Genomic DNA, 22500 nt, shown 5'->3' on the forward strand with positions numbered 1-22500 from the left:
CCCCCCCCCCCCCCCCCCCCCCCCCCCCCCCCCCCCCCCCCCCCGACCCACCCACCGACCGCAGGCGCTACACGCACCCCCACCCTCGGCAACGGGCCGCCGCAGGCATCACCGCGCACCCCCACCGGCCGCCCCCGGCCGCTCCCGCTCCGACCCACACAGCTCCCCATTCAGCTCCTTCACCAACTGCACAAGATCAGTCGGCCGAGAAGGCCCCCACCAGTCCCCCAGCAACTCCGCCAACGACTCCTCCCGAACAAGAGCGAGCCGCTCCGCCACCACCCCCCCCTTCTCGCTCAGCACGAGACCCAGCCCCTCCCGAACAGCCAGCCCCCGCCCCTCCACCTGCCGAGCCGCATCCAGGATCACCGGCAACGGCACAGAACTCTTCTCGGCCAGCACCCCCGGCTCCACGCGCCCGTACCTCTTGATCCGCAGCAACAGCCAACTCGCCGCCGGCAACAGGTCGTACCCCGCCCGCTCGGTGATCGTCCGGTACACCTCCCGCCGCCCCTCCCGGGTCCCCAGCACCGACAACGCCCGGCACACCTCGTCGTACGACGACCGCTCGACAGGATTACTGGCCAGCGTCTCGGTGACATCGGGCGCGGTCACCGACCCCCGCAGCCTGTCCTCCCGCAGGAACCACGCGAGCACGAACCCCACCAACGCCACCGGCGCCGCGTACAGGAACACATCGGTGATCGAGGACGCGTACGCCTGCAACGCCGCCGGCCGCAACGCCCCCGGCAGCTCGGAGATCCCGCGCGGATCCGCCTCCAGCCCCTCCAGCGTGACCCCTTCGGGCAGCCGCACCCCCCGATACGCCGCCACCAGTTTGTCGTCCAGCCGGTTCGCGAAGACCGTGCCGAAGATCGCGACCCCGAACGAGGCCCCGATCGACCGGAAGAACGTCGCCCCGGAGGTGGCGACACCGAGGTCCTCGTACGACACGGCGTTCTGCACGATCAGCACGAGCACCTGCATGACCAGCCCGAGCCCCAGCCCGAACACGAAGAAGAAGACGCTCATCTCCCAGGTGGAGCTGTCCACGTCCAGCTGATGCAGCAGCAGAAGCCCGATCACCGTGACCCCGGTCCCGGTGATCGGGAACACCTTCCAGCGTCCGGTACGGCTGACGATCTGCCCGGATCCGGTGGACGCCAGCAGCATGCCGACGACCATCGGCAGCATGTGCACCCCGGACAGGGTCGGGCTGATGCCCTGCACGACCTGGAGGAACGTCGGCAGATACGTCATCGCGCCGAACATGGCGAACCCGACGATGAAGCTGATGACGGCGGACAGCGTGAAGGTGCGCACCTGGAACAGCCGCAGCGGCAGTACGGGTTCGGCGGCCGTCCGCTCCACCGCCACGAACGCCACGGTGAGCACCACCCCGAGCAGCGCCAGTCCGACGATCTGCACCGACCCCCACGCCCAGGTCGTCCCGCCGAGAGAGGCGACCAGGACGAGACAGGTGGCGACGGAGGCGATGAGGAACGTACCGAGGTAGTCGATGACATGACGGGTCGCCTTGCGCGGGATCCGCAGCACGGCGGCGATGACGACGAGGGCGACGACCCCGACGGGAAGGTTGATGTAGAACACCCACCGCCAGCTCAGATGCTCCGTGAACACCCCGCCGAGCAGCGGCCCGAGCACACTGCTCGCGCCGAACACCGCACCGAACAGCCCTTGGTACCGGCCACGTTCACGCGGCGGCACGATGTCCCCGACGATCGCCATGGACAGCACCATCAGCCCGCCGCCCCCGACGCCCTGAACGGCCCGGAAGGCGATGAGCTGAGCCATGTCCTGCGCCATGCCGCACAGAGCGGACCCGACGAGGAAGATCACGATGGCGATCTGGAAGAGCCGCTTTCGCCCGTACTGGTCACCGAGCTTGCCCCACAGCGGCGTGACGGCCGTGGACGCCAGCAGATAGGCCGTCACCACCCACGACAGGTGCTCGAGCCCTCCGAGGTCGCTGACGATGGTGGGCAGCGCGGTGGACACGATCGTCTGGTCGAGCGCGGCGAGCAGCATCCCGAGGAGCAGCGCGCCGATGGAGACGAGGACGTTGCCGGGCACGTTCTCGTGCGCCGCGGCGCGCCGATCGGGGGGCTGCGCGTCACGCACATTTCCCGTCATACCGTGCGCGTCCCCGGCCATGAAGACCTCCCGTAGGTCTCGTTACCCCCTCCATCGTGATCGCTGTGCCCCGTTATGGCCTGTCGAGTCCCATTGGAATCGCCCCTTCCGGGGGCTTGGGGAGAGAGCGTGAGGAACGTCTGCATAATCTGGGGAGTTCGCTAGGGAGGGACGAACGCGTGACAGAGCCGAGGGGTACCGGGGGCGCCGGGGATCCACAGGATCCGGGTAGCCCGAATGGTCACCTTTGCCCGGGGTGCGGCACGCCGAGAGCGACCGACGACACCCCGTCGTGCGGCTGCGGCGAGCGCGCGTCCGAGGCCCTCAGAGACGCCCGTACGGCCGAGGCGGCAGCGGCCGAGGACTTCGATCCGCTGCGCATACGGCCATACGTGGAGCTGGAGGGCGACCACGCCGCCGAGACGATGCAACTGCGTCAGGTGGACCCGCAGCCGCCGGTACCGCCCGCGCCTCCGACCACGGACGGGGCGCCGACGCTCCCGACCCCGCTGGCGTCGGCCGTCACCACGCCGAGCGCGCAGGACCTGAGCCTGTTCGAGCCGGAGTCGGCCGCAGCGGACGCCGCCGAGTGGGACGACCTCGACGACCGGGGGGACCGGTACGAGCCGGACGACCCGGACGACACCCGCAGCACGTCCTCCCGGCACCGCCGCACGATCCTGCTGGGCGCGGGCGGAGCCCTCGTGGCCGTGATGACGGCGGCGGGTCTGGCGAGCGGCATGTTCTCCTACGACGCACCGTCCCGGAAGACGGCGCTCCCGCAGGACGTACGGGCGAGCGTTCCGGCCCCGACGAGCAGCGCGTCGGGGACGAGCCTCGCCCGGACCGAGACGGCGTCCCGGCCGGCGGTGCCCGCGACCTCCGCGTCACCGACGGACAGCCCGACGGCCTCGCCGTCCCCGACCCGCTCGACGGCGTCCCCGACCCCGACCCCGTCGACCGAGCCGACGAAGTCCCCCTCGCCCACCGAGACCGCGGCCGGCTCCGAGCAGGAGTCCCCCGCCGAACTCCAGCCCGCGCCGCAGGTCCTGAGCCGGGGCGACCGCGGGCCCGAGGTCACCGAACTCGAACTCCGCCTGACCCAGCTCGGCCTGTACACGCGGCAGGCACGGGGCAACTACAACGAGGGCGTCGAGGACGCGGTCGCCCGGTACCAGTGGGCACGGGGGATCCAGCCGGACGACTACGGGGTGTACGACCTGGAGACACGGGAGCGACTGGAGTCGGAAACGACAGAGCCCTGACGGTGCGCCGCGGGGGCGGTGCGCCGCGGGGGCGGTGCGCCGCAGAACGCGGGCGCTCGGGCCGTCGGGCGGCTGCGGACCGGCGGGGGTTGCTCGCGCAGTTCCCCGCGCCCCTGAGTCGGCGACCCCAGCCCGAGCCCCAGAAGAACCGAACACTCCACTGCCGAATCGACGAGTGCGGGCCGCAGGTGGCTGATCGCGCAGTTCCCCGCGCCCCCGGGTAGGCCACGGAAGCCCGAGTCCTGGATGCGCCGCCGACTCCACTGCCGAATCGGCGGGTGCGGGCCGTAGGTGGCTGATCGCGCAGTTCCCCGCGCCCCTGGGGTTGGCCACGGAAGCCCGCGTCCTGGATGCGCCCCCGACTCCACTGCCGAATCGGCGGTCGCGAGGCTGACCTCAGGGGCGCGGGGAACTGCGCGAGCGGCCCCCACCGGTCCGCACGCGCCACCGAACCCCGCGCCACCGGGCTCTCAGGCGATGATCAACCGGATCCCGCCACCGGCCACGCCCTCGACCCGAACCTGCCGCAGATCCCGTACCAGCACATCCGGCCCGTGGATCCCGGCCCTCCCCCCGACCCCCACGACCCGCATCCCCGCGGAGCGCCCCGCCTCGATGCCGGCCCCCGAGTCCTCGAACACCACACAGTCCGCCGGCGCGACCCCCAGTTCGGCGGCGCCCTTCAGAAACCCCTCGGGATCGGGCTTGCTCGCACCCACCGACTCCGCGGTCACCCGCACGTCCGGCAGATCCAGCCCCGCGGCAGCCATCCGCGCCGTCGACAACGGGACGTCGGCCGACGTCACGAGCGCGTGCGGCAGCCCCCGCAGGGAGGCCAGGAACTCCGGCGCCCCGGGAATCGGCACGACGCCGTCCACGTCCGCCGTCTCCTCGGCGAGCATGCGCGCGTTGTCCGCGTGGTTCTGCTCCATCGGCCGCCCGGGCAGCAGCAGCGCCATCGAGGCGTACCCCTGACGTCCGTGCACGACCTTCATCACCTCGTCGCCGTCCAGCCCGTGCCGCTCGGCCCAGCGACGCCAGATCCGCTCCACCACGGCGTCGGAGTTGACGAGGGTGCCGTCCATGTCGAGCAGGAGAGCACGGGCGGTGAGCACGGTGGGCACGGTCGTGGCCGTCATTCGGCAGCTCCAAGGCGAGGGGCACGGGGGTACGGACTGGCCCCCGGAGGGACAAGGTGGCCCCGCCCGCCGGTCAGGGAAAACGGGCGGGGACCACTTTGTTTCTCCACGGTACAAAACCGAGCCGCGATCGCGCCACCGCCTCCAGCAACCGTTCACCGACAGTTCAGCTCCCGCGGCGCCCGGACGGCCGATCACCGAGCCCGCCGCACGCAGAACAACCCACCGCCGAAGCCGCCTCGGAACTACGACGACCGACCACCGAAGCCACCCGAAATCAGGACGACCCACCGCCGAAGCCACTCGCGTCCACGACGACCGACCACCGAAACCCCCGGGCCGGCCGACCCAGCCGACTCAAGCACCTCAGCCGACCCAGTCACCCCAGATCGCCCAGCCGCCCAGCCGCCCAGGCCGCCCCAGCGGCCCAGCGGCCCCAGCGGCCCAGCGGCCCAGCGGCCAAGCCGGCTCACCCCGCGATCGCCTCCCACAGGCTCCAGACGCCCATCACCAGCATCACCAGCGCCGCCACCTTGGTGATCAGCTTCAGCGGCACCCGGCGCATCAGGGCCTTGCCGCCGACGATGCCGATCCCGGCCACGGCCCACAGCGCCAGCACCGCCCCGAGACCGACGGACAGCGGATCGTCGTAGCGCGCCGCGAGGTTCGCCGTCATGATCTGGGTCAGATCACCGAACTCGGCGACCAGGATGAGCATGAACCCGGCGCCGGACACCTTCCAGAACGACTGGTTCTCCGGCTTGCGGATCTCCTCCTCGTCCTCGTCCCGCTTCATGAGCAGCACGGCCGCGCCGCCCAGGAAGAGCACACCGGTGAGCGCGTGCAGGATCTGCTGCGGCAGCAGCGTCAGCACGCTTCCGGCCGCCACGGCCAGCGCGACGTGCACCGCGAACGCGGCGGCGACACCGGCGAAGACGTACGAGGCGCGATAGCGCGTACCGAGGACGAGCCCGGCCAGCGCGGTCTTGTCGGGCAGTTCGGCGAGGAAGACGACGCCGAAGACGACCGCCGTCACGGTGAAGCTGATCAAGGTTCCTCAATCGGTCGGGGCTGCCCCACCGAGAGCGATGTGTGTGCGCTACGACACCTCGGCACGGCAGCACACTGGGCACCCGCGCCGTGGGGCACAGGCGTGCACTGCTTGCCGAAGGTCTCGCTGGCCGACCTCGTGGACGAGGTCTACCTCCGGGCGCCGGCTCAGGCGAGCTGAGCAGTATGTCGACGGTCCGGCGAAGAGCTACTCCCCTTCTGCGTCACCCATCGTACGCGACGCAGTCGAACGAGCCATCGACGGATTCACAGGAAGAAAGTCACACTCTCAACCTTGTCGTGTCATGAACACGTCACTAACTTCTAACCGGACGCACACCTCCCCGCAATGCGGCGTGGCGAGCATTCCCTCGCTCGCTCGCCAACACCCCCACCCCTCAAGGGAGTTAGCATGTCGAAGTTCTACGCGCGTCGACGGGTCAGCATACTCGCTGCCCTCAGCGGCCTCATAGCCTCCGTCGCCCTCTTCAACGCTCCGACCGCCTCCGCCGCGCTCCCCACCCCCGTCAGCGCCGCCACCGCCCGCACCTACCTCGCCTCCCTCACCGTGGCCGCCGAGGACCGCACGGGCTACGACCGCGACCTGTTCCCGCACTGGATCACCCAGTCCGGCGCCTGCAACACCCGCGAGGTCGTCCTCAAGCGCGACGGCACGAACGTCGTCCAGGACTCCTCCTGCGCCGCCACGAGCGGCAGCTGGTACTCCGTCTACGACGGCGCCACCTGGACCGCCGCCTCCGACCTCGACATCGACCACCTCGTCCCGCTGGCCGAGGCCTGGGACTCCGGCGCCGACAGCTGGACCACCTCCCGGCGCCAGTCCTTCGCCAACGACCTGACCCGCCCGCAGCTGATCGCCGTCACGGACAACGTGAACCAGGCCAAGGGCGACCAGGACCCGGCCACCTGGATGCCCTCGCGCACGGCCTACCGCTGCACGTACGTCCGCGCCTGGGTGCAGGTGAAGTACTACTACGGCCTCTCGGTCGACTCGGCCGAGAAGTCCGCCCTCACGAACTACCTCGCGAGCTGCTGAACGGAGCGCCCGCCCGGTCCGCGGTGAGCCGACCGTGAGCCGAGGAGTTCGGCAAACCGTGATCTGCGGAACCTCCCCGTTCTCCTCCGTCGTTCCGTACCGTACGGGGCGACGACCGACGTGAGCCGAACGGGCGCGCCGGAGGTGAACCGACCGGAGAAGAGGGCGGGCATCGACGTGGCCGAACTGCGCCTGGGTCCCCTGCTGAGGTACGTCGACGGCTCGGCCGCGACCGTGTGGGTCGAGGCGAGCCGTCCGTGCGCCGTCCAGGTGCGCGCGGCGGACGGGGCCGGCGGTGAGGCCCGCACCTTCCAGGTCGCCGGCCATCACTACGCCCTCGTGCCGGTCAACGGCCTCACACCCGGGACGACGACGCCGTACGAGGTCCTCCTGGACGGCACGGGCGTGTGGCCGCTGGCCGACTCGCCCTTCCCGCCCTCGGTGATCCGCACCCCGGACGGGAGCGAGCCCGTCCGGCTCGCCTTCGGCTCCTGCCGCTGGGCCGCGCCGCCCGCCGACGAGAAGGACCCGGTCGGACCGGACGCCCTGGACACACTGGCGGCCCGGATGGCGGCCGACCCGGACGGTGAGCGGCCGGACGTGCTGGTGCTGCTGGGCGACCAGGTGTACGCCGACGAGACGTCCAAGGCGACCAGGCGCTGGCTGGCGGCCCGCCGCGACCTGAGCGAACCGCCGGGCAACGAGGTCGCGGACTACGAGGAGTACACCCGCCTCTACTACGAGTCCTGGCTCGACCCGGAGGTGCGCTGGCTGCTGTCCACCGTGCCCAGCTGCATGATCTTCGACGACCACGACGTCATAGACGACTGGAACACCTCCGCCGCCTGGCTCGCCGACATGCGGGCCACCCCGTGGTGGCGCGAGCGCCTGCTGAGCGGGCTGATGTCGTACTGGGTGCATCAGCACCTGGGGAATCTGTCCCCGGCCGAGCTGGCCTCCGACCCGCTCTTCGCCGCCGTACGCGAGACCCCCGACGGCACCGACGAGCTGCGCTCCTTCGCGTGCAAGGCGGACGCCGACCCGGCGTCGGTCCGCTGGAGCTACCGGCGCGACTTCGGCCGGGTGCGGCTGCTGATGGTGGACACCCGGGCGGCCCGCGTCCTCGACGAGGAGGCGCGGTCGATGCTCGACCCCGGTGAGGCGCGGTGGCTGCGCGAGCAGGCCCTCGACGCTCCCGGCTCCTACGACCACCTCCTCATCGGTACGTCCCTGCCGTGGCTGCTGCCGCATCTGGTGCACGACGCCGAGGCGTGGAACGCGGCGCTGTGCCGGGGCGAGCGCGGGGAGCGCTGGGCGCGGTTCGGCGAGGATCTGCGGCGGCGGGCCGATCTGGAGCACTGGGCGGCGTTCCCGTCGTCCTTCGACGCGCTGACGGAACTGATCGCGGAGGCCGGATCGGGGCCGGACGCGCCGGCGACGGTGTGCGTCCTGTCGGGGGACGTGCATCACGCGTACATCGCCGAGCCGGCCTGGCCGGCCGGCACCGGGCCGGACGCCCGGGTCCTGCAGCTGACCTGTTCGCCCGTCCACAACGCCATCCCGCTCGCGATCCGGCTCGGCTTCCGCTTCGGCTGGAGCGGGCTCGCCCGGGTGCTGGGGCGGCGGTTCGCGGGGCACGGGGGCTGTCCTCGGCCGCCGATCGACTGGCGCCGGACGGGCGGGCCCTGGTTCGGCAACCAGCTGATGACCCTGACGCTGGGGAGGCGTTCGGCGCGGCTGCGGTTGGAGCAGGCGCGGGGCGCCGCGCGGCTGGACGTGGTGGCGGAGTCGCAGCTCACGCCGTGAGGGTGGGGCCGTCGCATGAGGGCTCGGGGCTGTCGGTGCGATGGCGCCCGCGGGTTGTCGCGGGTTGCCCGCGCAGTTCCCCGCGCCCCTGAGTGGACCGCGGCACAGCCACCCTTCACGCACACAAGCCCCTGAGTGGGCTGTGGCGCAGCCACCCTTCAGGGGCGCGGGGAACTGCGCGACCGGCCCCCACCGGCCCGCGGCCGTGGACCGCGGCACAGCCACCCTTCACGCGCGCGAGCCCCTGAGTGGGCCGTGGCGCAGCCACCCTTCAGGGGCGCGGGGAACTGCGCGATCGGCCCCCACCGGCCCGCGGCCGACGACGAACCCGCCCCCCCCGCGATATCACCGCCGCGTCCGAACTCGCCCCCTATTGGAACCGTTCCGACCGCTTGTGACCGGCGTGGCACGTGATGCTCGTGATGCATCCCACACTCACCGACCCCCGGGCCGAGCCCGCCCCGCCGACGACGGCATGATGAGCCGGACCGTCCGCTTCCGCGCGACGGCTCGCCCGCTCCAACGCGCCCCACACGCCCGGGAGTCACCCCTTTGACCGCTCCGCCCCCCGCACCGGCCCTGGTCTCCGTCGCCCTGGTCGGTGCCGGACCCCGCGGCACCAGCGTCCTGGAACGCCTGTGCGCCAGCGCCACCGAACTCCTGCCGCCCGGCGCGCTCCTCACGGTCCATGTGATCGACCCGGCTCCGCCCGGCCCGGGACAGGTGTGGCGGACCGCGCAGTCGCCCGAGCTGCTGATGAACACGGTGTCCTCGCAGGTCACCCTCTTCACCGACGACAGCGTCGACTGCTCGGGCCCGATCCGGCCCGGCCCCAGCCTGTACGACTGGGCGGCGGGCGAGCTGGGCCCGGACGAGTACCCCACCCGCGCCCGGTACGGCCGTTACCTGGAGTGGGTGTTCGCGAAGGTCGTGCGCGAGGCACCGCCGGCCGTGCGCGTCGAGACGTACGCGGCCCGTGCGGTACGGCTCGACGACGCGCCCGACGGCCGGCAGGCGCTCACCCTCGACGACGGCCGCGTACTGCCCGGGCTGTCCGCCGTGGTGCTGGCGCAGGGCCATCTGCCGACGGCCCCCGACGCCGGCCTCCGTCGCCTCGCCGCCCACGCCGAACGGCACGGCCTGCGGTACGTGGCGCCCGCCAATCCGGCCGATGTGGACCTGTCCGCCGTGCCCCCGGGCGAACCGGTGCTGCTGCGCGGCCTGGGACTCAACTTCTTCGATCACACCGCCCTGTTGACGACGGGCCGAGGCGGCCGGTTCGTCCGCGAGGCCGCGGGGCTGCGCTACCTCCCCTCCGGCAACGAGCCGCGCCTGTACGCCGGTTCGCGGCGCGGCATCCCGTACCAGGCCCGCGGCGACAACGCGAAGGGGCCCTACGGCCGCCATCTCCCGCTGGTCCTGACACCGGAGGTGATCGCCGGTTTCCGCAAGCGCGCCGACTCGGGCGAGGCACCGGACTTCCTCGCGGAGATATGGCCGCTGGTGGCGAAGGAGGTGGAGACGGTGTACTACGCGGCGCTGATACCGAGGGCCGGGCGCCCGGAGTTCACCGGCCGCTTCCTGGCCGTCCCGCACCGCGACCCCCAAGAGGCGCGCGTGCTCGACGAGTTCGGGATACCGCGGGCGGAGCGCTGGAGCTGGGACCGGATCTCCCGGCCGTACGCCGGGTGCGACCTCCCGGATCCCGGGCGGTGGCGCGACTGGCTGCTGGCGCACTTGCGCGAGGACGCCGCGCAGGCCGCCCGGGGCAATGTGCACGGCCCGCTGAAGTCGGCCCTGGACGTGCTGCGCGACCTGCGCAACGAACTGCGCCTGATCGTCGACCACGCCGGTCTCACCGGCGGCTCGCGCCGGGACCATCTGGACCGCTGGTACACCCCGCTCAACGCCTTCCTGTCCATCGGCCCGCCGCGCCGACGTGTCGAGGAGCTGGTGGCGCTGATGGAGGCGGGGGTGGTGGACGTGCTCGGGCCACGGATGGAGGTGCGGGAGGAGGCGGACGCCTGGATGGCGCACTCCCCCGAGGTGCCGGGGTCGGCGGTGCGGGCGACGACGCTCGTCGAAGCCCGGCTGCCCGAGCCGGACTTGCGCCGCACGGGGGACGAACTGCTCGCCAGGCTGCTGAAGACGGGGCAGTGCCGGCCGCACTCGGTCGACGGCTACGAGACCGGCGGGCTGGACGTGACCCGGCGGCCCTTTCGGCTGATCGACCGTCAGGGGCGCGCGCACGCACGGCGGTTCGCGTTCGGCGTGCCCACGGAGGGGGTGCACTGGGTGACGGCGGCGGGGGCGCGGCCGGGTGTGGATTCGGTCACTCTTTCGGATGCGGACGCGGTGGCGAGGGCGGCACTACGTGCCGTTATCCCGGGGGCGGGAGGGGATGCCGAGGTGCAGGCGTGGCCAAATGTTGAACTTGCAAGCATTGATTAGGTCAGCCTAACGTGGGGCCACCGTTCACGTTCCGTCCCCAGGCCGGTGCTCACCGGCATCGGCCGTGCCAGACCGAGGGAGCCCCCCACATGACCGGACGCCTCAACAGCGCCCAGCCGTATGCCATCGGCCTGTTCCGCATCGTCGTCGGCCTGCTCTTCGCCTGCCACGGCGCCAACTCGCTGTTCGGCGCCTTCGGCGGCGAGACCCCGGAGACCGGCGCCTGGCCCGCCTGGTACGCCGCGGTGATCGAACTCGTCGGCGGCAGCCTGGTCCTGCTCGGCCTCGGCACCCGTGCCGCGGCGTTCATATCCTCCGGCGCCATGGCGTACGCGTACTTCAAGGTCCACCAGCCGCAGGCGCTGTGGCCCATCGAGAACAGCGGCGAAGGCGCCGCGATGTACTGCTGGGCGATGTTCCTGCTGATCTTCACCGGCTCCGGTGCCTTCGGCCTGGACCGGCTGTTCGCCAAGCGCTCCACCGCGCAGACCGGCACGGCGGCCGACCAGACGCCGGTCGCGGCCTGACCGACCTGACCCGGTCCCGTCCGACGGCGTCCGTGCCCGCGCACCCGGCGGGCCCGGGCGCCGTCGCGCGTGCCCCGGCGACCGGGCCCCCTCTGCCGGGTGAACATGCTGTGCCGAACACACGAGCACCCGATGGATCTCCCGTCACACCCCCGGCGTACGCTGTATGGCTGTCATAGGCCGCCCCTGCCGCTCCCCCAGGACGTCGCGGCACGGGTCTGGCCACGGGGGTAAACGGGGAGTTGCGGTGCTCGAGGGGATCGAGGACGTGGGCGCGTTGACCGCGGGCCCATGGATCTATGTGGTGGTCGCGGTGTCGGTGCTGCTGGACGTGTTCGTACCGGTCCTGCCCAGCGGCGTTCTGGTGATCACGGCGGCCACGGCGGCGGCCGCGGGTTCCGGTGCCGCCACCGGGGAGGTGCCCGGCGAGGTCCCGGACATCCTGGCCCTGACGCTCTGCGCCGCGACGGCCTCCGTGCTCGGCGACCTGGTCGCCTACCGCCTCGCCTGGCGCGGCGGGGCCCGGCTGGACCGCGCGATCGCCCGCTCCCGCCGTCTGACCGCGGCGCAGGAACGTCTCGGCGCGGCCCTGGCCCGGGGTGGCGGCGCTCTCGTCGTCGTGGCCCGCTTCGCTCCGGCCGGCCGCTCGGTGGTCTCCCTGGGCGCCGGTGCCACCCACCGCCGCGTCCGCGACTTCCTGCCCTGGTCCGCCCTGGCGGGGCTGGCCTGGGCCGTCTACAGCGTGGCCCTCGGCTACTTCGGCGCCCAGTGGCTGGGCGCGACCTGGCTGGCCACGGGGGTGTCGGTGGCGGCGCTGTTCGCGGCGGGGGCCGGGGCGACGTATCTGGTGCGCCGGAAGCCCGCGGAGGCGTAGGCGGGGGAAGGCACGCGGAAGCGGCGCGGGTACACCGGTAGCCGTACCCGCTGCCGTCGGCCGGTCCCTACGGCGTTATCCGGCCGCCCTGCGCGCCGTCGCGGGGGCGCCTCGTACCTCCAGTCCGTCGAGCAGTTCGGCCGTGGCCTCGGCGATGGCCTCCACGGCGCGGTCGAAGACCTCCCTGTTGTGCGCGGCCGGGGCGCGGAAGCCGGAGACCTTGCGCACGTACTGGAGGGCGGCGGCCCGGATCTCTTCCTCCGTCGCCTCCTCGGGCAACACGGGCGGACGGAGTGTCTTGATACTGCGGCACATGTCGAACAGTCTCCCTCGGGACCGTGCCCGTCTGCCATGATCACGTCCAGGCGGCCACCGCTGAGGGGGTGGGGCCGACCGACGAGAGGATGCGCATGACCGCGAACGACGGACTGACCGTGGCGATCCTGGGCCCGGGCGGCATCGGCGGACTGCTCGCCGCGCTGCTGTCCCGCTCCGGCCACCGTGTCATCTGCCTGGCCGGCGACGAGACGGCGAAGACCCTGGCCGCGAAGGGGATCCACGTCCGCAGCGGCCTCTTCGGCGACTTCACGGCCCCGGTCGAGGCCGACACCGAGCTCCGCGAGCCGGTCGACGCCTGCCTGATCGCGGTCAAGGCCACGGCCCTCGACGCGTCCCTGACCCGGGTCCCGCCCACCCTGCTGGGCGACGGACTGGTCGTACCGTTCCTGAACGGCGTCGAACACCCCGAGCACCTGCGGGCCCGGTACCGCCCGGACCGGGTGGCGCCCGCCGCCATCCGTGCCGAGTCGACCCGCGTCGCGCCGGGGGAGATCGAGCACGGCACCCCGTTCGCCGAGATCGACCTCACCGGTGACCCGGTCCCCGACGACCGCCTGGCCGCCCTGGCGCAGGCCCTCGACGCGGCCGGGCCCACGACCCGGGTGCACGCCGACGAGGCGGCGACGCTCTGGGCGAAGATGTCCCTGCTGGCCCCCTTCGCCCTCCTGACCACCCGCTACGCCCTGCCCATCGGCGACGTACGCACCCGGCACCGCGAGGAGTTGCTCGCCCTCGTCGACGAGGCGACGGCCGTCAGCGCGGCCTGCGGCGGACCTTCCGACCCGTCCCTGGCCCTCGCCCGCTACGACGCCTTCCCGGCCACCACGAAGTCCTCGATGCAGCGGGACGCCGAGGCGGGCCGCCCCCTCGAACTGGACGCCATCGGCGGCGCGTTGCTCCGCGCGGCCGACCGGCACGGCGTGCCGGTACCCGTGGCGACCGCCCTGGTGGGCGAGTTGAGGGCGGCGGGCCACTAGCCGGCGCCTCAGTCCCAGGAGTTGAAGAGCACCGCGCCGACGGTCTCGGGCCGCCAGCAGTCGATCTGCCGCCGCTCCACGGCGGACAGAGCGGAGAGGTCCGCCGTGGAGAGCGAGGACCGCAGCACCGCCGCGCCCAGCACGGTGAACCCGAAGTCACCGAGCCCGGCGGCCCAGGCGGGCGGTTCCCGGAACTGGTCGGTGTACCAGTCCCGCGGCTCGTCCACGAACGCGACGAGCGGGAAGCAGGTCTGGAACAGGGCGCAGTGGCGGCCGTCCGGGCCGTCCATGGTCGCGGTGTGGAAGGTCTGCGCGAGCTGCCGCGTCCCGAACGCCGTGACCCGCCCGCCGGCGGCTCGGGCCGCCGCGTACCAGGCCGTACGGCACACCTTGGGATCGGTGGCGCGTGGGTCCGGGTCGCTGCCCGTGAAGAACCCCGTCGAGCCGCGCTCCAGCCGGAATCCGCTGCCAGGACCGCCCATTCACCCCTCCTGCGCTTCGCCGACGCCGGTACCGATCATGCCCCCACGCACTCGTTCGCATGAACCACCCAAAGGCACTCGCAACCCAAAATCGAACAGGCGTAGCATTGCCGCGTGGCTACGCCCTATGACTTTCCGAGTGACCTGCTCGCCGGTCAGGAGGAGCTGCATCAGGTCCGGGCCGAGCTGTCGGCCCTGCTGAAGCGGCTGCCCTGGTCGGTCGTACCCCTGGACGGGTTCAGCGACGACAACGGCTGGCGCAAGGTCGAGCGCCCCGCCTCCCCCGGCTGGACGGAGGACGAGCAGGCCGAGGTGGAGAAGCTCCGACGGCGCGAGCACGAACTCGCGGTGTTCATCAGCGGCCACCGCTTCTGGTCGGAAACGACCGCCACGGACCGCGTGGACGCCCGCACCAGGCTGAAGCACGCTCACGGAGCACACGAGAAGACCTGAACACCGAAGGGCCCCGGCCGGAAAACGGCGGGGCCCTCAGCCATCGGTGGGCGCGGACGGTTTCGAACCGCCGACATCCTGCTTGTAAGGCAGGCGCTCTACCCCTGAGCTACGCACCCGAGAATGAGTCGACAGCCTACCTTGCCGGGGGCAGTGTCCCGCAAACCCGTTTCGGCGGGGGTCGGGGAAGACCTGGGGTTATCCCCACCATGGATCCGGGAGCGGCCCGGATCCCGTGCCGGGCCCGGGATCCGTACGGTCGAAGCACCATCGCAGCCCCGGGCCGAAGACGTCGGCCCCGGGAACTCTCAGGGGGAGATCGTCATGGCCCGTACCGTTCCAGCTCGCGCCGTCGCCGTTTCCGGGGTGGTCGTGGCGCTCGTCGCGGGCCTCGCCGCCTGTGGGGCCTCCGCCGGGGACGACAAGGAGCCGGAGCACAAGTCGTTCGCCCTGGAGCGGCGGACGCTGACCGTCGACTCGGACGACTCGGCGCTGGAGATCGTCGCCGCCGACTCGCACAAGGCCGGCACGGTCGAGGTCACCCGGTGGTTCCAGGGCTCCGTCGCGATCGGGTCGGACCCGAAGGTGACGTGGTCGATGAAGGACGACCGGCTGGTGCTGCGCGAGAAGTGCAGCGGCATGATCGCCGACTGCTCCACCAAGCACCGCATCGAGGTGCCCCGCGGCGTCACCGTGAAGGTCGAGGACGGGGACGGCAGCGTGCGGGCGCGCGGATTCGAGGACGCGCTGAGCGTACGCACGGGCGACGGCTCGGTGCACGTCAGCGACTCCAGCGGACCGCTGGACCTGAGGACGGGCGACGGGTCGGTGCGGGTCTCCGACGTCTCCTCGCGTCAGGTGAAGGCGCAGACCGGGGACGGGTCGGTGAAGCTCGAACTGGGCACCGTGCCGGACCGGGTGGACACCCGCACCGGCGACGGATCGGTGACCATCGAGCTGCCCCGGGCGACGTACCGCGTGACGACCGAGACCGGCGACGGCGGGGTCGATGTGTCCGTGCCGCGCAGCGACACCAGCTCCCATGTGGTCTCCGCCCGCACCGGCGACGGAAAAGTCACGGTGCGAACCGCGAACTAACCGGCCCGTGTGTTCGTCCTAAACCGGTGGGAGAATGACACCGGGCAGGGTGAATGACAGCACGGGAGAGGGATGTGACGGCGACACCTCGACAGCCGAAATCGCCGTCAGTGCCGCGTGGGCGGGGCAGCCGCACACGGGACGTCCCGCGGCCCGCGTCCCAGGGCGCCGGGCGCCCGCGCCTGCGCCTGCGCGACACCCTCGCCGACTCCCTCACGCTTCTCGCCCTCCCGCTGGCCGTCGCCCTCGCGCTGCCCGCCGCCTTCGCCGGCGGCGGCACCCGGCGCTGGTTCGGCGGACGGGCCGAGAGCCAGCGGGCCGAGGCGCAGGCCGCGAAGGACGCCGCGGCGGCCGCGTTCTACGAGCTGGACACGGCCCAGCGGGACCTGCGGTTCTCGATCGAGACGATCGCGGCCGTGGACGACTCCCCGGCCGCCCGGCGTGCGATCACCGACTTCGACGCCCTCGGACGGCGGATCGACGAGGTCAGCCACCAGTACATCAACGCCGTCGACGCCCATGACCTCGACCGCGACGACCTGGAGGCCTCGGCCGCGGCCCGCGCCCGTGCGGAGCTGGCGAAGGCCAAGGACGACCTCGACAACGTCAAACGCGAGCTGGACCGGTTCGCGGACGGCCTCGGTCCGCTGCTCGGCAAGGCCGAGACACAGCTGGCCCGGCTCGCCCCGGCCGTCGAGCGCGCCCGGCAGGGTCTGCTCGCCGCGTCGAACGCGCTGGACACCGTGCGCACATCGGGGCTCAGGGCGGACGACCTCGCCGCGCGGCTCGCGACCCTCGCCCCGGAGCTGACGAAGCTGAACCAGGGCGCCGGGCAGCACGGCGTCCCGCAGACGCTGGAACGCGCCGCGCGGGTCGCGCGGGAGGCGGAAGCGGTCCGGGTGGAGGCGGAGCGGCTGCCGGAGAAGGCGGCCGAGATCGACCACCGGCTGGTGTCGCTGCGGACCCGCGCCCAGGCGCTCACCACCCGTGCCGGGCAGGTGGAGCCGGTGCTCAGCGAGCTGCGGCGGCGCTTCACCGCGGCCTGCTGGCAGGACCTCCAGGGCGTGCCCGACCTGGCCGGGGAGAACGTACGGCAGGCGGAGCGCAAGCTCGACGAGGCGCAGGCCGCGCGCGACGAGCAGCGCTGGCCGGACGCCACCGCGCTGCTCTCCACGGTCCGGGCGCTGCTGAACACCACGGACGAGTCGGTGTCGGCGGCCGGCGACCGGCTGCGCCGGCTGAACGCCGTGCAGAAGGACCCGGAGCAGGAGATCGAACGGACCCGCTTCGCGATCCGGGACGCCCAGCGGCTGGCCATGGCGGGCCGGAACACACCCGACCCGCGGCACGCACGCCCCCTGGACGACTCGGTCGCCCGGCTGGAGCGGGCGATCGGCACCCTGGAGGGCCGGCACCCGGACTACTGGCACTTCCTGACCGAGACGGAGGCCGTACGGCAGAGCGTGGCCCGGGTCGTCGCGCAGATCCGTGAGGAGCGCGGCGGCGGGCACTGAGCCGTACTGCCTCCGTGCCGGGGTGATCAGGTGCGGTAGGCGTAGAAGGCCGCGTTCGAGTAGGACGCGATGATGCTCGCCACCGAACGCCGGTAGGTGTTGGTGGAGTGGTACGTCAGATACGGCACGCCCTGCGGGCTGCGGTAGGTGACGACCATCGTGTGGTCCTTGGACCCGTCCTTGTCGAAGTCCATCTGGAGCACGTCACCGACGTCGAGCTGGTAGACGTTGGCGAGGGGGGTGGTCCGCTTGGAGTTCTGGGCGAACCAGGACCACTCGTTGACGCCGATGAACGAGTGCGACTGGATGTCCGCGTTGCCGAACCACTTGGTGTAGTCGTACACATAGCCCGGGACGTGCTTCCAGCCGCCCGCCTTGAGCGACTGGCTGACGAAGTTGGTGCAGTCGCCGCCGGCGCCCTGGCCGTTGAAGTCCGGGTAGTCCTTGTTGTAGGTGCTCCAGTACTTCTCCGCGTAGGCGGCCATGGCCTTGTAGTCCAGGGCGGTGCCCGTGAGGGTCTTGGGCTTGGCCGGGGCGGGGTAGGTGGTCGCGGCGCGCGGGGCCGACGGCATGGTGTCGTCGACCGTGGGCGCCTTCACGGCGGGCCTGGCGAGCGTGTTCACCGCGATGCCCTGGTCGGTGTCGCGGATGCCGGTGAGCTGCCAGTCGCCGCTGCGGTCGGCGGTGAAGGTGAGTTCGTGGTGGGCCTGGAACCCGGTGGTCCGGGGTTCGTCGCCGCGCACCCTGGCGTACGTCAGGGTCGTGGTCTCGGTGACGGCGGCCCTGGCCGTGCGGCCCGTGACGCGGGTGGCGTCGAGGGTGACGGCGGTGTCGGCCTTGCGGTACTTCTCGCCGAGCCGCGCGAGGAGGTCCTTGCGACGGTCGAGCGTGGACAGGGCGGCGTCCTCGCCGCGGGCCGTGCGGGAGGACAGGCGGACGTCGCCCGAGAAGCCGTCGGTCAGCGGCCTCCCGCTCCGTTCGCCGTCGACCAGGGCCTGGGTGCGGTCGGTGAAGACGGCGTCCGCCAGGCGCTGGAAGGTGGCCCTGGTCCCGGCGTCCACCGTCGGGTCGTCGACGACCGTGGCGCCGGCGCTCCAGGTGGGCAGCAGTGCCGCCGACGCGGCGATCGAGGCGACGGCGGCCGCGACGATGGTGGCGCGACGGCGCGCGGGTATCGGTGTTCTTGATCTCACGGGGATTCTCCTCGTCCGGGGTGGTCGAACCCGGGCAAGGAATGTTTACACCTTCTCCTCAACTGTGAAGAACCCGGGGGTAGTTGAGCCTTCAGCGGATCGCCTCACGACCGACGGCCGACTACTTCACGGCCGACGGCCGACTACTTCACGACCGTCGACCAGTCCGGCGACTGCGCCGGGTCCAGATTGCGCAGCCGCTGGAGCGTCTCCGGCTTCTGCACGTCCATCCAGTCGGCGAGCTCCTTGAAGGACACGCATTTGACGCCCTTCTTCGTGCACACGCTCTCGATGACCTGGTCGACGGCCTTCATGTAGATGCCGCCGTTCCACTCCTCGAAGTGGTTGCCGACGAAGAGCGGCGCCCGGCTGCCGTAGTAGACCCGGTTGAAGCCGGCCATGTAGGTGTCGAGGGTCTCCTGCTGCCACTCGGCGTGCCGGGCCGGGTCGCCGTCGGTCTCGCCGTCGGACTGGTTGTAGAGGAAGTTGAAGTCCATCGACAGGCCCTGGAAGTCCCCGTCGTCGTACGGGAGCATCTGCAGCGGGAAGTCCCAGATGCCGTTCTTCTTCGTCGGCCATATCTGGAAGTCGCCCGTGGAGCTGGCGTCATAGCGCCACTTGTAGCTCTTGGCGGCCTTCAGCAGGTTCCCCTGGCCCTCCAGACAGGGAGCGCGGCCGCCGGTGACCTCCTTGCGGAAGTCGAACGGCAGCGGCTTCAGGTCGGTGTAGCCGGTGTTGGTCTTCCAGCGCTCCACGAAGTCGTAGAACTGGTCGATCTCGCTCTTCCACTCCGCCACGCTCCAGTCGTCGCCGCCCTTGGCGCCGCAGAAGTGGCCGTTGAAGTGGGTGCCGATCTCGTTCCCGTCCTGCCACGCCTTGCCGAGCTGCTCCAGCGTGGTGCGGATGTGTTCGTCGGTGGGGAAGCTGATGGCCGCCGAGCCCTTGGGGTGCTGGGGCGGGGAGTAGAGGTCCTTCTTGTCCTTGGGCAGGAGGTAGATGCCGGTGAGGAAGAAGGTCATATGGGCGTTGTACCTCTTCGCCATCTCCCGGTAGTGGGAGAAGAGTTCGTCGTCGCCCTGGAGCGCGCCGTCCCAGGAGAAGACGACGAACTGGGGCGGCTTCTCGCCGGGCTTGAGCGGCACGGGCTTCAACTGGCCCTTCTGCGGGCCGGTGTACGAGGTCGAGCCGTCGCCGAGGACCTTCGTCCTGCCGTCCCACTCGGGTGCGCCGCTCGGCTCGGCGGAGGCGCGGCCGCCGGTGGCCGGGGAGGTGCCGGAGGACGCGGTGGGGGCGGTGTCCGCGGTGCGGTTCAGGACCAGATAGCCGCCGACGAGGGACGCCACGACGAGCAGGGCGGCCAGGGTCAGCATGCCCGGGGGCGGGTTGCGGCGGGGTGCGCGGGGGCGGCGACGGCGGCCGGACGGAGACATCATGGGCGGCTCAATCTGCGAGGGGGTGGGGGGCGAGGGGGGCTGGGGGCGCCGGGTCAGTCGAGGCCGAGGGCGCCGGACCAGATGTCGTACGGGACGCGGCCGGCGGGGGTGCCCGCGATGCCCTTCAACGGCAGGGGTTCGAGGCTCTTGGTGAGGTCGATGCGGTAGGCCACGACGGCCGTCGACACGGCGGACGCGGTGCCGACGTACCAGGCCGCGGTGTCGTCCTGGGTGGTGCCGGTCTTTCCCGCCACCCGCGCGGTGGCGGCCGGGTGGGCGAGGCTGTAGGCGGACCTGAGCGCGGACTGGACCTGCTCGGCCACCTTCGCCGTCACCGCGCGCCGGGAGGCGGGCTCGGCCAGCCGCACCTGGGAGCCGTTGCGGGTGATCCGGGCCACCGAGTACGGCTCGACGTGCGTGCCCGCGGCGGCGAACGTGGCGTACCCGCTCGCCATCCGGATCGCGCTGGGCGTGGCGCTGCCCAGGGACAGCGCCGGCACCTGCGGGCCGAAGCTGGAGGAGAGCAGCCCGGCCGCCACCGCGGTCCGGCGCACCTTGTCCAGGCCGGTGTCCATGCCGAGCTGCATGAACGGCGTGTTCACCGACTGCGCGAGCGCCTGGTGCAGGCTGATCCGCCCGTAGTCCCTGCCGTCGTCGTTGCGGGCGGCGACCCGTTTGCCGCCGCGGTCCCAGTACGGCCCCTCGGGCGTCATGACCGGCACGCCGTCGTCGCCGTCGTACAGCGTGTCCGGGGTGACGTCGGTCGGTCCGCCGTCACGGGTGCGGTGCACGCCGTTCTGGAGCGCGGAGGCGTAGACGAAGGGCAGGAAGGCCGAACCGGCGGGCACGGTGGTCGCGTTGGACTCGTTGTAGCCCTGTCTGCGGTGGTCGGGGCCGCCGTAGACGGCGAGGATGCGTCCGTCGGCGGCCACCGAGGCGGCCCCGTAGTGCGCGGCCCTCGCCGTGGCCGCGTCGGCCTTGCGCGCCTTGGCGCGGGCCTCGGTGACGGCGTCCGTGAGCGCCGTCTCCCGTTTGCGGTCGAAGGTCGTGTAGATCTGGTAGCCGCCGAGGTCGAACTGCTTGTCCGTCAGACGCGCGGCCTTCTTGGCGTACTGCGCGGCCAGTTCCACCAGGTAGTCGCTCTGCTTGCCGGTGTCGTAGCCCTTGGTCTGCTTCAACGGCTCGGGGAAGGTCCGGTACTTCGCCCGCTCGGCCGGTGACAGCCGGCCGATGTCGACCATGCGGTCGAGGATCCAGGACCAGCGTTCCACGGCCCGCGCGTGGTTGGCCCTGCTCAGCGCGGGGTCGTAGAGGGCCGCGCCCTTGAGGAGGGAGGCGAGGACGGCGGCCTCGCTGACGTCGAGTTCGCTCACGTCCTTGCCGTAGTAGGCCTGGGCGGCGCGTTGCATGCCGTAGGTCCCGCGGCCGAACCAACTGGTGTTGAGGTAGCCCTCCAGGATGTCGTCCTTGCTCATCCGGTTGTCGAGCTTGAGGGCGAGCATGGCCTCGGTGAACTTGCGGCCGACCGAGCGGTCCTGGTTCAGGTAGACGTTCTTGACGTACTGCTGGGTGATGGTGGAGCCGCCCTGGGTGTCGCCCTCGCCGAAGGTGCGCCACACGGCTCGGCCGAGGCCGCTGAGCGAGATGCCGGGGTCGCTGTAGAAACTGGCGTTCTCGGCGGCGAGCACCGCCCAGCGGACGTCCTCGGGTATGTCCTTCAGCGGCATGTCCTGCCGCCGCACCCAGCCGGTGCGGGCCATCGGCGTCCCGTCGGACCAGAAGTAGACGTTGTCCTGCTGGGTCGCGTACGAGTTGAGGTTCTCGGGGATGTCGGTGGTGGCGTAGGCCACGCTCAGCGCGACGGAGGTCAGGCCGAGGAAGGTCAGGACCGCGCCGAGCCACTGCCGCCACGAGGGCGCCCAGCGCCGCCAGCCGGTGCGGCCGGGACGCGGGTACCGGGGACGCAGCCGGCGGGCGTGGGGCGCGGCACGGGCCGCCCAGGGGCCCACGGCCGCCCTGAGGCGGGACAGGGCGGCGGGGCGCGCGGCCTTGCGGCGGCGCCCCGGTGGGCGAAATCTGCTCTTGTCCGAAGGGTCGTCGGAATTGCGGGGTAAACCCGCCTCGACCGTTCGCAATTGAACGGTCTCGTCCGGCGGGAGCGCGGGGACCTTTAACTGCATGGTCTCGTCCGGCTCCTGCCCAGCCCTGGTCACGGCTGCGCCCCTCCCCGCATTCGGTCGTGCTCGCGAGGAAGGGCATGGCCGCCGTGGTCAACGGCAGCGCGCCCTCTGTTCCCCCGGCCTTACGGCTCCTCGCGTCGATCGAAAAATATCAGTGTCCTTTTCAATATCTCCACACCGGTATCGGACAGCGTCGATCGCAAACGACCGCAGAGGGGTGTGTAACCGGTCATGCCGATTAACCTGTGACCATGCCTCGCTACGAATACCGCTGCCGCAGCTGCGGCGACACGTTTGAAATGAGCCGACCGATGGCGGAGTCGTCCGCGCCGGCGAGCTGCCCTGCCGGGCATGAGGACACCGTGAAGCTGCTGTCGACGGTGGCCGTGGGCGGCACGGCGTCCGCCCCGGCCGCCGCGCCCAAGGCGGGCGGCGGCGGGGGCGGCTGTTGCGGTGGGGGCTGCTGCGGCTAGGCAGCCGGTACGTCTTCGGCCGCGGGTGCGTGGGG

At 72.0% G+C, this 22500-nt stretch carries 19 protein-coding genes and 1 tRNA gene; 11 read left to right on the forward strand and 9 right to left on the reverse strand.

The window, feature by feature from the left end; genetic code table 11:
- Positions 1–108 precede the first annotated feature (108 nt).
- Positions 109–2175 carry an MDR family MFS transporter gene (locus ACGFW6_RS31020; protein WP_393517142.1) on the reverse strand — a complete coding sequence of 689 codons (2067 nt, stop codon included), beginning with the start codon at positions 2173–2175 and terminating at the stop codon, positions 109–111.
- Positions 2176–2546: 371 nt separating this feature from the next.
- Here ACGFW6_RS31020 and ACGFW6_RS31025 point away from each other — a divergent pair, with 371 nt between their 5' ends.
- Positions 2547–3419 (forward strand): peptidoglycan-binding protein, encoded by an 873-nt coding sequence (locus ACGFW6_RS31025; protein WP_393517145.1) that lies wholly within the window; start codon positions 2547–2549, stop codon positions 3417–3419.
- Positions 3420–3889: 470 nt separating this feature from the next.
- Here the strand turns inward: ACGFW6_RS31025 and ACGFW6_RS31030 are convergent, their stop codons facing one another.
- The gene (locus tag ACGFW6_RS31030; RefSeq protein WP_393517147.1) at positions 3890–4558 is read right to left on the reverse strand and encodes an HAD family hydrolase; all 669 of its coding nucleotides are present in this window, start codon (positions 4556–4558) and stop codon (positions 3890–3892) included.
- A 469-nt stretch (positions 4559–5027) separates the two neighbouring features.
- A complete protein-coding gene (locus ACGFW6_RS31035; RefSeq protein ID WP_393517150.1) occupies positions 5028–5609 on the reverse strand; it encodes a TMEM165/GDT1 family protein in 582 nt (193 codons plus the stop codon).
- Between the two features lie 411 nt (positions 5610–6020).
- Between ACGFW6_RS31035 and ACGFW6_RS31040 the strand changes: the two genes are divergently transcribed.
- The 5 genes from ACGFW6_RS31040 to ACGFW6_RS31060 all read left to right on the forward strand — a co-directional run bounded on the left by ACGFW6_RS31040 (position 6021) and on the right by ACGFW6_RS31060 (position 12323).
- The gene (locus tag ACGFW6_RS31040) at positions 6021–6665 is read left to right on the forward strand and encodes an HNH endonuclease family protein (protein WP_107906805.1); all 645 of its coding nucleotides are present in this window, start codon (positions 6021–6023) and stop codon (positions 6663–6665) included.
- A 177-nt stretch (positions 6666–6842) separates the two neighbouring features.
- Positions 6843–8471, forward strand: a complete 1629-nt coding sequence (locus tag ACGFW6_RS31045; RefSeq protein ID WP_393517574.1) for an alkaline phosphatase D family protein — start codon at positions 6843–6845, stop codon at positions 8469–8471.
- 552 nt (positions 8472–9023) lie between these two features.
- A complete protein-coding gene (locus ACGFW6_RS31050; protein ID WP_393517154.1) occupies positions 9024–10922 on the forward strand; it encodes an FAD/NAD(P)-binding protein in 1899 nt (632 codons plus the stop codon).
- A gap of 89 nt (positions 10923–11011) precedes the next feature.
- Positions 11012–11449, forward strand: a complete 438-nt coding sequence (locus ACGFW6_RS31055) for a DoxX family protein (protein WP_393517157.1) — start codon at positions 11012–11014, stop codon at positions 11447–11449.
- A gap of 247 nt (positions 11450–11696) precedes the next feature.
- Positions 11697–12323 carry a DedA family protein gene (locus ACGFW6_RS31060; protein WP_393517160.1) on the forward strand — a complete coding sequence of 209 codons (627 nt, stop codon included), beginning with the start codon at positions 11697–11699 and terminating at the stop codon, positions 12321–12323.
- Between the two features lie 75 nt (positions 12324–12398).
- On the opposite strand, the gene ACGFW6_RS31065 is transcribed toward ACGFW6_RS31060, so the two are convergent.
- Complete coding sequence (locus tag ACGFW6_RS31065; protein ID WP_030964487.1) at positions 12399–12638, reverse strand: DUF2277 domain-containing protein; 240 nt, start codon at positions 12636–12638, stop codon at positions 12399–12401.
- Positions 12639–12733: 95 nt separating this feature from the next.
- Here ACGFW6_RS31065 and ACGFW6_RS31070 point away from each other — a divergent pair, with 95 nt between their 5' ends.
- The gene (locus ACGFW6_RS31070; protein WP_393517163.1) at positions 12734–13639 is read left to right on the forward strand and encodes a ketopantoate reductase family protein; all 906 of its coding nucleotides are present in this window, start codon (positions 12734–12736) and stop codon (positions 13637–13639) included.
- A gap of 8 nt (positions 13640–13647) precedes the next feature.
- Here the strand turns inward: ACGFW6_RS31070 and ACGFW6_RS31075 are convergent, their stop codons facing one another.
- Positions 13648–14121 (reverse strand): hypothetical protein, encoded by a 474-nt coding sequence (locus ACGFW6_RS31075; RefSeq protein ID WP_393517166.1) that lies wholly within the window; start codon positions 14119–14121, stop codon positions 13648–13650.
- 114 nt (positions 14122–14235) lie between these two features.
- Here ACGFW6_RS31075 and ACGFW6_RS31080 point away from each other — a divergent pair, with 114 nt between their 5' ends.
- A complete protein-coding gene (locus ACGFW6_RS31080; RefSeq protein WP_393517169.1) occupies positions 14236–14574 on the forward strand; it encodes a hypothetical protein in 339 nt (112 codons plus the stop codon).
- 47 nt (positions 14575–14621) lie between these two features.
- Here the strand turns inward: ACGFW6_RS31080 and ACGFW6_RS31085 are convergent.
- Positions 14622–14693, reverse strand: a tRNA-Val gene (locus ACGFW6_RS31085).
- Between the two features lie 205 nt (positions 14694–14898).
- Between ACGFW6_RS31085 and ACGFW6_RS31090 the strand changes: the two genes are divergently transcribed.
- Positions 14899–15672 (forward strand): DUF4097 family beta strand repeat-containing protein, encoded by a 774-nt coding sequence (locus ACGFW6_RS31090; protein ID WP_393517172.1) that lies wholly within the window; start codon positions 14899–14901, stop codon positions 15670–15672.
- Positions 15673–15746: 74 nt separating this feature from the next.
- A complete protein-coding gene (locus ACGFW6_RS31095) occupies positions 15747–17186 on the forward strand; it encodes a hypothetical protein (protein WP_393517175.1) in 1440 nt (479 codons plus the stop codon).
- A 26-nt stretch (positions 17187–17212) separates the two neighbouring features.
- Here ACGFW6_RS31095 and ACGFW6_RS31100 read toward each other — a convergent pair whose 3' ends face one another.
- The 3 genes from ACGFW6_RS31100 to ACGFW6_RS31110 all read right to left on the reverse strand — a co-directional run bounded on the left by ACGFW6_RS31100 (position 17213) and on the right by ACGFW6_RS31110 (position 21992).
- Complete coding sequence (locus tag ACGFW6_RS31100) at positions 17213–18379, reverse strand: amidase domain-containing protein (RefSeq protein ID WP_393517178.1); 1167 nt, start codon at positions 18377–18379, stop codon at positions 17213–17215.
- A gap of 143 nt (positions 18380–18522) precedes the next feature.
- Positions 18523–19812 (reverse strand): hypothetical protein, encoded by a 1290-nt coding sequence (locus tag ACGFW6_RS31105; RefSeq protein ID WP_393517181.1) that lies wholly within the window; start codon positions 19810–19812, stop codon positions 18523–18525.
- 53 nt (positions 19813–19865) lie between these two features.
- Positions 19866–21992, reverse strand: a complete 2127-nt coding sequence (locus tag ACGFW6_RS31110; protein ID WP_393517184.1) for a transglycosylase domain-containing protein — start codon at positions 21990–21992, stop codon at positions 19866–19868.
- Between the two features lie 251 nt (positions 21993–22243).
- Here ACGFW6_RS31110 and ACGFW6_RS31115 point away from each other — a divergent pair, with 251 nt between their 5' ends.
- On the forward strand, positions 22244–22465 hold the full coding sequence (locus ACGFW6_RS31115; RefSeq protein ID WP_393517187.1) for a zinc ribbon domain-containing protein: 222 nt from the start codon (positions 22244–22246) through the stop codon (positions 22463–22465).
- Positions 22466–22500 lie beyond the last annotated feature (35 nt).

This window comes from Streptomyces sp. Y7, from assembly GCF_043195415.1.
In the GTDB taxonomy this organism is placed as follows: Bacteria; Actinomycetota; Actinomycetes; order Streptomycetales; family Streptomycetaceae; genus Streptomyces.